This window comes from Actinoplanes sp. NPDC051411 (genome assembly GCF_040682075.1).
Taxonomy (GTDB): Bacteria; Actinomycetota; Actinomycetes; order Mycobacteriales; family Micromonosporaceae; genus Actinoplanes.
Genome location: NZ_JBFBAD010000024.1, coordinates 37963 through 48650, shown reverse-complemented (window position 1 = coordinate 48650; position 10688 = coordinate 37963). Strand labels below are relative to the sequence as shown.

At 72.8% G+C, this 10688-nt stretch carries 12 protein-coding genes and 1 pseudogene; 9 read left to right on the top strand and 4 right to left on the bottom strand.

Annotation, left to right across the window (positions count from 1 at the left end):
* Window positions 1-55: 55 nt before the first annotated feature.
* From AB0M88_RS15720 to AB0M88_RS15710, 3 genes and pseudogenes are all read right to left on the bottom strand, one after another.
* Window positions 56-1048, bottom strand: coding sequence for a hypothetical protein (locus tag AB0M88_RS15720; RefSeq protein ID WP_364101477.1), 993 nt, complete (start codon window positions 1046-1048; stop codon window positions 56-58).
* A gap of 25 nt (window positions 1049-1073) precedes the next feature.
* Window positions 1074-1382, bottom strand: coding sequence for a hypothetical protein (locus AB0M88_RS15715; RefSeq protein ID WP_364101623.1), 309 nt, complete (start codon window positions 1380-1382; stop codon window positions 1074-1076).
* Window positions 1383-1392: 10 nt separating this feature from the next.
* Window positions 1393-1542, bottom strand: a pseudogene (locus tag AB0M88_RS15710) (transcriptional regulator); the annotation flags it as partial.
* A 196-nt stretch (window positions 1543-1738) separates the two neighbouring features.
* On the opposite strand from AB0M88_RS15710, the gene AB0M88_RS15705 reads away from it, so the two are divergent.
* From AB0M88_RS15705 to AB0M88_RS15675, 7 genes are all read left to right on the top strand, one after another.
* Window positions 1739-3739, top strand: a complete 2001-nt coding sequence (locus AB0M88_RS15705; protein WP_364101474.1) for a prolyl oligopeptidase family serine peptidase — start codon at window positions 1739-1741, stop codon at window positions 3737-3739.
* Window positions 3740-3806: 67 nt separating this feature from the next.
* Entirely contained in the window at window positions 3807-4064 is a 258-nt protein-coding gene (locus AB0M88_RS15700) for a type B 50S ribosomal protein L31 (RefSeq protein WP_364101471.1), read from the top strand.
* Between the two features lie 349 nt (window positions 4065-4413).
* A complete protein-coding gene (locus AB0M88_RS15695) occupies window positions 4414-4653 on the top strand; it encodes a hypothetical protein (protein WP_364101468.1) in 240 nt (79 codons plus the stop codon).
* A 47-nt stretch (window positions 4654-4700) separates the two neighbouring features.
* A complete protein-coding gene (locus AB0M88_RS15690; RefSeq protein ID WP_364101465.1) occupies window positions 4701-6629 on the top strand; it encodes a hypothetical protein in 1929 nt (642 codons plus the stop codon).
* A 2-nt stretch (window positions 6630-6631) separates the two neighbouring features.
* Complete coding sequence (locus AB0M88_RS15685) at window positions 6632-7564, top strand: LacI family DNA-binding transcriptional regulator (RefSeq protein ID WP_364101608.1); 933 nt, start codon at window positions 6632-6634, stop codon at window positions 7562-7564.
* Window positions 7561-8433, top strand: coding sequence for an ROK family protein (locus AB0M88_RS15680; protein WP_364101462.1), 873 nt, complete (start codon window positions 7561-7563; stop codon window positions 8431-8433). The genes AB0M88_RS15685 and AB0M88_RS15680 overlap by 4 nt, the downstream gene beginning before the upstream one ends.
* 130 nt (window positions 8434-8563) lie before the next feature.
* The gene (locus AB0M88_RS15675) at window positions 8564-9250 is read left to right on the top strand and encodes an SDR family oxidoreductase (protein ID WP_364101459.1); all 687 of its coding nucleotides are present in this window, start codon (window positions 8564-8566) and stop codon (window positions 9248-9250) included.
* An 18-nt stretch (window positions 9251-9268) separates the two neighbouring features.
* Here the strand turns inward: AB0M88_RS15675 and AB0M88_RS15670 are convergent, their stop codons facing one another.
* Window positions 9269-9715: an ArsI/CadI family heavy metal resistance metalloenzyme gene (locus tag AB0M88_RS15670; protein WP_364101456.1), complete on the bottom strand. Its 447-nt coding sequence runs from the start codon at window positions 9713-9715 to the stop codon at window positions 9269-9271.
* A gap of 121 nt (window positions 9716-9836) precedes the next feature.
* Here AB0M88_RS15670 and AB0M88_RS15665 point away from each other — a divergent pair, with 121 nt between their 5' ends.
* Window positions 9837-10154: a metalloregulator ArsR/SmtB family transcription factor gene (locus AB0M88_RS15665; RefSeq protein ID WP_364101453.1), complete on the top strand. Its 318-nt coding sequence runs from the start codon at window positions 9837-9839 to the stop codon at window positions 10152-10154.
* Window positions 10151-10651 carry an N-acetyltransferase family protein gene (locus tag AB0M88_RS15660; RefSeq protein WP_364101450.1) on the top strand — a complete coding sequence of 167 codons (501 nt, stop codon included), beginning with the start codon at window positions 10151-10153 and terminating at the stop codon, window positions 10649-10651. The genes AB0M88_RS15665 and AB0M88_RS15660 overlap by 4 nt, the downstream gene beginning before the upstream one ends.
* Window positions 10652-10688: the final 37 nt, after the last annotated feature.

Here is a 10688-nt window from a genome sequence, read left to right as displayed (position 1 = left end):
GCTGCCATCGTCGCCCGTCACGGGGGGCGAGTCGACAGGTTTCCCGAGACGGGCATCAGCATAAGTGCGGCAGCAAAGGCTGCCAGCGCGTCAATTCGGCGAGCGTGGCGGGTGACCGCGGCTCGGCGGCGCGAGCGCACCGCAGCAGAGCGCGGGTCATCTTGGACGCGCGGACGTCGGCCGGAGCGATCTTCCGCCAGTCGGAGGGCAGCCGGGCCGCCGCGTCGCGGTCCATCGGCAGCGCGGCAAGGCACTGTTCCGCGACGGTTTCCGGTTCCGGAACGCCTGGAAGATCACGGTGGCCGGCAGCGAATTCGGCGCGACGGTACGCCAATTCGTCGGCCGGCCAAGCCCTTCCGGCCGCCGCCTGGTCAAGGAGCCAGGCGTGAAAGGCGACCCCCTCGGCGGCGCGAGAAGCGTTTTCCCGCAGTACCACGTAGACCGTGCGCTCGGCGGTGCGTAACCAGCCGGGGTTCGGGCCACCCTGGTCGGTGAGCCAGTCCGCCCAGGTCGACCTGGGCCGGCCGATGGCGGCGTACACGGCACGGTGGACCGCGTTGAAGTCCGGCGTTCCGGTGGGGACCGGGGCGGCGTTGGTGGCCGAGATCTTGGCGATGTGACCCCAGCGGCGGGGCAGATCCCGGTCCCGGAAGACCACCGCGGAGGAGCCGGACTCCGCCACCTCGTAGTAGTCCGCGCGGAGCTTCGGCTCCTCCCGGCGGATCACCTCGTATCCGTGGCGGCGCAGTTCCGGACCGGGAACCGTCCACTTCAGTGGCTTGTTCATCCGCCACAGCTGGGCCGAGAAGAAGTCAGCTCGCCACGGCGCCTGCCGCGACGGGCGGGAGCAATGCACCTCGAGCAGGCCGAAGTAGCGGATGAGGGCGAGATCCGTATCGGGAGGAGCCCACTGCCCGGTAGGAGGCCCGAGAATCGCGTCCAGCTCGGCCGGATCGTGGTCGGGTTGCACGCCGCGGACGCGGCCGGTGGCCATCAGTTCCAGCGCGAGTGCGATGGCCGCCGCCCGGTCGCGCTCGCGATACGCCATCCGAGGAGCATAGAGGGCGCTCCGGTCAGGGTGCCGTTTCCGCCCAGCGCACTGCGGTGAGCTGCCAGTCGACCGTGCTGTGGTCGATGGTGTCGTGGACCGGCGAGCCGGCCATCTCGCCGGTGATGCCGGCCGCGCCGGCGCGGGCGTGCTCGAGGCTGTCGTAGGCGACGATGTCGACGATCGTGCCGTCGTCGCGGACGGCGATGCGGCGCCACCGGAAGCCCGGCCGGCGGCGGAGATAGTCGTTGATGTCGGCGTTCGCCGCGACGAAGTCGTCCGGGGTCAGCCCGGGGGCCGGCCGCAGCGTGGTGATTTCCAAGATCTCGCTCATCGAGCCGGGCGTAGTCGGCGCTGACCCCGGCCAGCGTCGCCACCTCCTCGCGGCGCAGCCCACGCACCCGCCGCGGCGTGACACCGCCGGGCAGACCCGCGTCGGCCGGCTCGACCCGGGCCCGGGCGGCCCGCAGGAACTGGCCCAACTCGTTGCTCACCCCACGGAGACCAACCGCGCGGCCGCAGCTCAACCTGGGTGCGGCGCACCCTGGTCGGCGGTACCGGCCCGCGCCCGGCAGGCCGCCGACGCCATCGCGTACGCCGTCGGGCAGCCGGCGGACGTCGACGTGAACGAGCTGATCGTGCGGCGGTGACGGGACGGCCGCTGTCCGGGGGCGGTGGTAGAAAGGCCGGATGACCGCCTTCTTCGATCTCGACGCGTACGTGCGGCTGCCCCGGGTGAGCGGGCTGTGGATGTCACCGGACGGGCGGCGGCTCGTCGTCGGGGTGGCGGCTCCCGATCCCGGCAACACGCGATACCGGACCGCCCTGTGGGAGGTCGACCCGGAGGGGGAACGGCCGGCCCGGCGGCTGACCCGCAGCGCCGAGAGCGAGGCGGCGGCCGCGTTCACGCCCGCCGGTGACCTGCTGTTCGTGTCGTCGCGGCCCCGGCCGGACGCCGACGAGGACGACGACGCGCCGGGCGCGCTGTGGCTCCAGCCGGCCGGCGGGGGCGACTCGCGGGTGATCGCCGCGCCGGCCGGCGGGATCGACGGGGTGGTCGTCGGCAAGGACGGCACCCTGGTCACCGCGTCGGGGATGCTGCCGTCGGCCGACGACCGCGACGCCGACCAGGAACTGCGCAAGCAGCGCAAGGAGGCCGGGGTCTCGGCGATGCTGCACGAGGGGTTCCCGGTGCGCTACTGGGATCACGACCTCGGGCCGGCCCGGCTCCGCCTGCTGAGCGGGCCCCTGGGCGACGACGACGAACTGGAGTTGCGGGACATCACCGGGCCGGTCGACGGCGCGCTGGGCGTCGAACCGGACTGGGACGTGGCGCCGGACGGGCGGACGGTGGTCGCCGCCTGGCGGGTCCCCGAGCGGGCCGGGTCGATGCGGACCACGCTGGTCGCGATCGACGTGGCGACCGGGACGCGGCGGGCGCTGGCCGACGACCCGGAGCACGACTACGGGTCGCCGCAGATCTCGCCCGACGGCACCCAGGTCGCGTGCGTCGCCTACCGGCGGTCCACGGCGGACGATCCGGGTGACAACCGGCTGGCCCTGGTGCCGATCGGGGGCGGACCGGTCCGGGAACTGGCCGAGGAATGGGACCGCTGGCCGGAGGGCCCGGCCCGGTGGACGCCGGACGGGTCGGCGCTGATCGTGCCGGCCGACGACCGGGGGCGCACACCACTCTGGCGGGTCGACGTCGCGACCGGCTCGGTGCGGCGGCTGACCGGCGACGACGGGGCGTACACCGACGTGTCGGTCTCGCCGGACGGGCGCTGGATCTACGCGCTGCGCGGAGCCGTCGACAGTCCACCGGCGCCGGTCCGGGTCGCGGCCGACGGGAGTGCGGAGGCCGAACGCCTGCGGGGGCCGGTGAGCTCCCCACCCGTACCCGGAAAGCTGGAGGAGATCTCGGCCGAAGCCGCCGACGGGAGCGTGATCCGCGCCTGGCTGGCGTTGCCGGCCGACGCCGACGGGCCGTCGCCGCTGCTGCTGTGGATCCACGGCGGTCCGCTGATGTCGTGGCAGTCCTGGTCGTGGCGGTGGAACCCGTGGATCGCGGTGGCGCACGGCTACGCCGTCCTGTTGCCCGATCCGGCGCTGTCGACCGGCTACGGCCGCGAGTTCGTGCGGCGGGGCTGGGGCGACTGGGGCGGCGCGCCCTACACCGACCTGATGACGATCACCGACGCGGCCGTCCGGCGACCCGACATCGACGCGTCGCGGACCGCCGCGATGGGCGGCTCGTTCGGCGGCTACATGTCGAACTGGATCGCCGGGCACACCGACCGGTTCCAGGCGATCGTGACCCACGAGTCGCTCTGGGCGCTCGACCAGTTCCTGGTGACGACCGACGCGCCGGACTACTGGACGCGCGAACTGACCGTTCAGCGGCTGGCCGACAACTCGCCGCAGCGCTCGGCCGACGCCATCACGACGCCGATGCTGGTCATCCACGGCGACAAGGACTACCGCGTGCCGATCGGCGAGGGGCTGCGGCTGTGGTGGGACCTGCTGTCCCGGTCGAAGGCGTCGAGCCCGCACAAGTTTCTCTACTTCCCGGACGAGAACCACTGGATCCTCAAGCCGGGCAACGCGCGCGTCTGGTACGAAACGGTGCTCGCGTTCCTCGCCCACCACGTGCGCGGGGAGGAGTGGCAGCGCCCACATCTGCTGGGCTGAAACGGGGAATGCGGCGGCTTCCCACACGGTTACCCGGGATGAAACTCGTTTCCATTAAGGGGTCACCGTGAAGAAGAACATTCACCCGGCGTACGGCAATGTCGTGTTCCGTGACCGCAGCGCGGGCTACCAGTTCCTGACGCGGTCGACCGCCGTGAGCTCGAAGACGATCGAGTGGGACGACGGGCAGATCTATCCGGTCGTCGACGTCGAGATCTCGGCCGGCAGCCACCCGTTCTGGACCGGCCGCAGCCGCCTCCTCGACACCGCCGGCCGGGTCGAGAAGTTCCGCGCCAAGTACGCCCGGGCCCGCGGCGAGCGCTGATTTCCGGGCCTGGTCGGGCTTTCCTCCGGGCCTGGTCGGGCTTTCCGTCCGGGCCTGGCCGGGCCTGCTCGGGCGTTGCGTCCGGGCCCGCTCGGGCCCTGCGTCCGGGCCTGCTCGGACCTCGCGTCCAGGCCTGCTTGGACCTTGCGTCCCCCGGCCGCCCCGGCCCTCCGTCCCCCGACCGTCCCGGCCTTCCGTCCCCCCGCCCGCCGCGGCTTTCCGTCCCGGGCCGCCTGGGCGGTCGGCCCGGACTTTCCCTCGGGCTTTCGGTCCGGGTATCCATTCCGGCGAACCGGCCGCGCGGGGGTTCCGCGCGGCCTACGCTCGGCGGGATCGGCCGGAGGGGGCGATGAGCGTGCGACAGATCGCACTGCTGATTCTGGGCCTGATGCTGTTGGCGATCGGGGCGCAGGGCGTGATCCGGCTGGTGATCAGCCAGGATCCCGGCGCCCTGCGACACCTGCCCGGCGGCTTCCTGGTGCAGCTGGTGGTCTATGGGGCGATCGCCCTGTTCGGGCTGTCGACGGTCCGGCGCAATCGCGTCAATCCCGATCCGGAGCACGACGCCCAGGCTCACCGTTATCGGTAACGGCTCCAGTCTTGGCCTGAGCGGACGTTATCGGTAACGTTCGCGGCGTGCCCTACGACGCCACCCCGCACTACTCGCCCGTCGACGGCTCGGTCGGGCGCGGCTGGGCCCCCGCCGTCGCCACCCTGCCGGCCACACTGCGCACGCTCGCGATCGACGGCCCAGCCGTCCTCGACTGGGACCGGGTCGCCTCCGAGCTCAGGTCACTGCTCACGAGCCGCCTCGCCTCCGACTCGGAGGCGCCGGTCACCGACCAGACCACCTCCGCGCCTCCGGCGTGGGGGCGGGTCGAGTTGATTGACATGCGCGAGGCCGCGCTCCCGTGGCCGGAGGTGCAGCGGTTGACCCGCTCCCCCGCGCTCGCCGACGACCCCGACTTCGAGACCTTGGCGGGCGGCACGCTCGCCGCGCTGCTCGACCGGAGCCGGCTACCCGCATTGCCACCGGAGCCCGGCAGCCTCCGCATCGTGTTTGGCCCTGGTGCCGCGGCGGTCGCCGGCCAGGCCGGACTGAGCCAAGACAGCTCCGCCGGCGCCGGCGACCCGGGCCGAGACGATGCCGCCGGCCCCGCCGGGCCGGGTCGAGACGCAGCCGCCGGCGATGAGCTTGGCCGAAACAGTGCGGCCGGCGTCGATGAGCCGGGCCGAGACGCCACCGCCGGCCCCGACGGGCTGGGCCGAGACGATGCCGCCGGCGTTGATGTTGATGTGCTGTGGTGGGCTGATCTGCCCAAGCGCTTCGCCGAGGCGGAAGTCGTCGCCGGGCGCGGTCGCAATCTGATGGCGCCGCCCGGGGAGACCGCCACCACCAAGCGCCTCTTCTACATCGACTGGCCCCTGCTCGACCGGCACCGCGACGAGCACGCCGCGTACATCGACCTCTGGCTGGACACCCAGGACCCGGACCGGCCCACCTGGCTGGCCGGGGAAAGCCTGCGGGCCACCTGCCGCGACCTCGCCCGCAGGCCGCACCGCACCCGCCCCACCTTCAACAGCACCACGTGGGGCGGTCAGTGGGCCCGTCACCAGCTCGGCCACCACCCCGGCGGCTCCAACACCGCGCTCGGCTATGAGCTGATCGCGCCCGAGAGCGGCGTCCTCGTCGGCGGCACCGACCGCGTCGAGGTGCCCTTTCAGCTGATTGTCGCCCTCTCCCCGGCCGAACTGCTCGGACCCGCGGTGCACCGGGATTTCGGCACGTCGTTTCCGATCCGGTTCGACTATCTCGACACCGTCGGCGGCGGGAACCTGTCCGTCCACTGTCACCCTCAGGCGGACTACATGCGGGAGGTTTTCGGCTGGCCTTACACGCAGCACGAGACCTACTACATGATGGTCGGCGGCGAGCGGAACCGGGTATTTCTCGGGCTGCGGGAGGGCGCCGACATCGAGAAGTTTCACGAGGTCGCGCACCGGGCCGACACCGAGGCGGTTCCGTTCGAGATGACCGACTTCGTGCAGACGTTTCCGGCCACCCCGCATCAGCTGTTCCTTATCCCGGCCGGCACCCCGCACGGCAGCGGCGAGGGCAACGTGGTGCTCGAGGTGAGCGCCACGCCGTACCTCTATTCGCTGCGGTTCTATGACTGGCTGCGGAAGGACCGGCGGGGCGGGCAGCGGCCGGTGCACGTCGGTCACGCGTTCCGCAATCTCGACCCGGGGCGGACCGGGGCCGCGGTCGCCGAGCGGCTCGTGCCCCGGCCGGTGGTGTTGGGCGGCGGCGAGGAGCTGATCGGCGCCCTGCCGGAGATGTTCTTCGAGGTGCGGCGCCTGACCGTGGAGCCCGGAAGGGAGCACCGGCAGGACACCGGCGGTCGTTTCCACGTGCTCACGCTGGTCGAGGGCGAGCGGGTCGACATCAGCGGGCATCCGCTCAACTACGCCGAGACCATCGCGATCCCGGCCGCCGTCGGGGCCTACACCATCACCTCCTCCGGTGGACGCGCCCGCCTGGTCAAGGCCCAGGTGACGCCGTGACCATGCGCGACATCGCGGCCCGGCTGGGTGTCAGCGCGATGACCGTCTCCCGGGCGATCCGCGGCGACGACGGCATCTCCGAGGACACCCGGCAGCGGGTGCTGGCGGCGGTCGCCGAGGCCGGCTACCGGCCCAACGACCTGGCCCGCCGGCTGCGCAGCGGCGAGCCGGACGAGCTGGCCGGCCTGATCGTGACCGGCCTGGCCAACCCCTTCTACGCCCAGCTCGCGGTCGGGGTGGAGGACGTCGCGACCGCCCGCGGCACCGGCCTGGTGGTGGCGAGCTCCAACGGCGACCCCGGGCGGGAGCGGGAGCTGGTGCGGAGCATGGCCGCCCGCCACCTGGCCGGGCTCGTGGTGGTGCCGGCCGGCAACGACCACCGGCACCTGACCGGGCTCCCGGTCGTCCTGGCCGCCACCCCGCCGCGCGGGATCGACGCCGACTGCGTGCTGGTCGACGACTTCGGCGGCACCTACGAGGCGTGCCGCACCCTGATCGGACGCGGACACGAGCGGATCGGCTTTCTCGGCCTGCCGCCCGCGCTCTGGACCGGCTCGGAGCGCTACCGGGGTTACGCCGCCGCGCTGGAGGACGCCGGGCTGACGCTCGACGAGCGCTGGGTGCGCCGGCACCGCGGCGATGTCCGGGCGGCCGAGAAGGCCGCCCGGGAGCTGCTCGCCCGGCCCGATGCGCCGACCGCGCTGATCACCGCGAACAACCGGAACACGATCGGCGCCCTGCGAGCGGCGCGCGACCATCCGGTGGCTCTGGCCGGCTTCGACGACATCGAGGTGGCCGACCTGCTCCAGCTGCCGCTCAGCGTGGTGGCCTACGACGCCGCCGAGGTCGGCCGGGCGGCGGCGAGGCTGCTCTTCGAGCGGTCCGGCACCCGGCAGCGCGTGGTCGTCCCGACCCGGATCGTGGACCACCCGTGATCCCGGTGCTGGAGATCGGCGGCTCGCACGTCACTGCCGCCCTGGCCGACGGGCCGGATCTGGTCCGCCGCGAAAGACGCCGGCTGCCGGCCGACGGGCCGGATCTGGTCCGGCGCGAAAGACGCCGGCTGCCGGCCGAGGAGACGCTGGCCGCCATCGCCGCCTGCGCCACCCGGCTGGGCGCACCCGCCGGCGCGACCTGGGGTGTCGCCCTCCCCGGCCCTTTCGACTACGCCGCGGGCATCGGCCGGTATCGCGACGTCGGCAAGTTCGACGCCCTCGACGGCGTCGACGTCGGCGCCGCCTTGCGCGCCCGCATCACGCCACCTCCGGCCGCCCTGCGGTTCCTCAACGACGCGATCGCTTTCGGACTCGGCGAGTGGGCCTTCGGCGCGGCCTCCGGCCACGACCGGGCGGCCGCGATCACCCTCGGCACCGGGGTCGGTTCCGCTTTCCTCGCGTACGGCGTACCGGTCACGTCCGGCCCCGAAGTCCCGCCGGAGGGCCGGGCCGACCTGCTCACGATCGACGGCCGTCCCCTCGAGCAGATAGCGTCGACCCGGGGCGTCCTCACCGCGTACGGAAAACCGGGAATCGACGTGGCGCAGGTCGCCGCACGGGCGGTGACCGGCGACGCGAGGGCGCGCCTGGTTCTGGATTGGGCCTTCCGCAAGCTCGGCGCGGCGCTCGCACCGTGGCTGCGGCGGTTCGGCGCGACCGTGCTGGTGGCCGGCGGCGGCATGACCGGCGCGTGGGAAGCGATCGGCGGGCCGCTGGAGGAAGGCCTCGGCGGCGGCCTGTCGCTGGTCGTGAGCGCCGACACCGAGAGGTCGGCGCTGCTCGGCGCGGCCCGGCCCGCGGTCTCGTAAGAGCCGGTGGCCGGGCCGGGCCGCGGGCTGGATCGGCGAGGCCACCGCGGTTCGGGCGGTCCGGAGGCCGCCTTCGCCAACCCCGAATACCGGTGACAGCGCTCCGGACCGGCTGTGCCAGGCTCGGCGCATGACAACAGTTCTCGTCGTCGGTGCGACCCGTGGGACGGGCCGCGAACTGGCCACCGAATACGCCCGCCGCGGCGCCGACGTCATCATCACCGGCCGGTCCAAGGACGACGCCGCGCGGGTGGCGGCCGAGATCGGCGGTTCGGTGACCGGTCTTGCGCTCGACCTGACCAAGCCGGCCGAGATCGAGGCCGCGCTGGAGGCGGTGCCGCGGGTCGACCGGGTCGCGCTGGTCGGCATGGTGCGCGACCAGAACACCGTCCACGAGTACGACATCGTCACCGCGACCGAACTGGCCACGACGAAGATCGTCGGCAACGCGGCCGTGGTGAGCGCCCTGCGCACCCGGCTGACCACGGACGCCTCGGTCCTGCTGTTCGGCGGCGCCGCCAAGGACTATCCGTACCCCGGCTCGACCACCCTGTCCGCGGTGAACGCCTCGGTCGTCGGCCTGGTCCGCACGCTGACGATCGAGCTGGCCCCGGTCCGCGTCAACTCGATCCACACGTGGGCGATCGAGGACAGCCCGTACTGGGCCGGCAACACCTCGATGCTCGACCCGGTCCGCCACGTCACCCTGGTCGGCCGGCTGGCCCGCATGCGGGACGTGGTCGACGCGTGCCTGTTCCTGCTCGAGAACCCGATGGCCAACGGCATCGACCTGCCACTCAACGGCGGCCGCGCCTGAGCGTGCCGGGCCGGCCGATCAGCAGCAGGTGCTGGTCGCGGCGACCGGTTCCGGTTCGCCGCAGCGGCACGGCCCGTCGGCGGCCTTGGCCAGCCGGTCGCCGTCGCCCTTCACGACATACACCTCCCACGGTTCCTCGCCGGGGCCGTGCACCCACACCTTGTCCTGCACCGCGTAGCAGCAGGAGGTGTCGTTCTCCTCGACGGTCAACAGGCCGGCCTGCTGCAGCCGGCCGGTTGCCGCGGCGACCTCGCCTTCGCTGAACACCTCGACGCCGAGGTGGTCCATCACGGTCGGCTGGCCGGGCTCGCCCTCGATCAGCACCAGCTTGAGCGGGGGCTGCTCGACGGCGAAGTTCGCGTATCCCGGCCGCAGTTTGGCCGGCTCGACGCCGAGCAGCTTCGAGTAGAAGACGATCGACGCTTCCAGGTCGGACACCCGGAGCGCGAGCTGAACACGGGACATCTCACACCTCGTCTCTCTGCTTAAAGAGGTCTTTAGGCAGATTGCGCTCCGCCGGAAGCCCTGTCAACCTAAAGAGGTGTTTAAACAAGAGCGGGTCCCGAGCCCGGGATGCTGCGAACCGATGGTCAATGAGGCGCTGACCTCCGAGGGCGCCGCCGATCTGGCCCGCACGTTCAAGGCGCTGGCCGACCCGGTCCGGCTGCGGGTGCTGTCGCTGATCGCCGCCCGCCGAGGCGATGACGTGTGCGTCTGCGAGATCACCGAAGCGTTCGACCTGACCGGCCCCGCGATCTCCTACCACCTGCGGCAGCTGCGCGAGGCCGACCTGGTCGGCTGCGAGCGCCGCGGCACCTGGGTCTACTACTGGACCAACCCGGAGAAACTCGCCGGGCTCTCCCAGTTCCTCGACCCCAGCGACGCTTCCGCGGCATCGACATGACTGCCCCGGTCCGGCTGCACCCGATGACCGACCGGCACGCCCGGCCGGTCCTCGACATCTACCGGCTCGGCATCGCCACCGGCAACGCGACGTTCGAGACCGAGCCACCCGACTGGGCCAGGTTCACCGCCGCCCGGCTGCCCGGGCATCGCTTCGTCGCGCTCGGCGAGGCCGGCCGGGTGCTCGGCTGGGTCGCCTGCGGCCCGGTCTCCGACCGCTGTGTCTACGCCGGGGTCGTCGAGCACTCCGTCTACGTCCACCCCGACGCGCACGGCCGGCGCATCGGCCAGATGCTGCTCGACGAGCTGATCAGATCGACCGAGGCGGCCGGGATCTGGACCATCCAATCCGGAATCTTCCCCGAGAACACGGCCAGCCTGGCTCTGCACACCGCCTGCGGCTTCCGCACCGTCGGCACCCGGCATCGCATCGGACGGCACCACGGCGTCTGGCGCGACGTGGTGCTCATCGAACGTCGCAGTCCCGCCATCACCTGAGGCACCGGATCCGTGACCGGGCCGGGCCGCGCTGAGG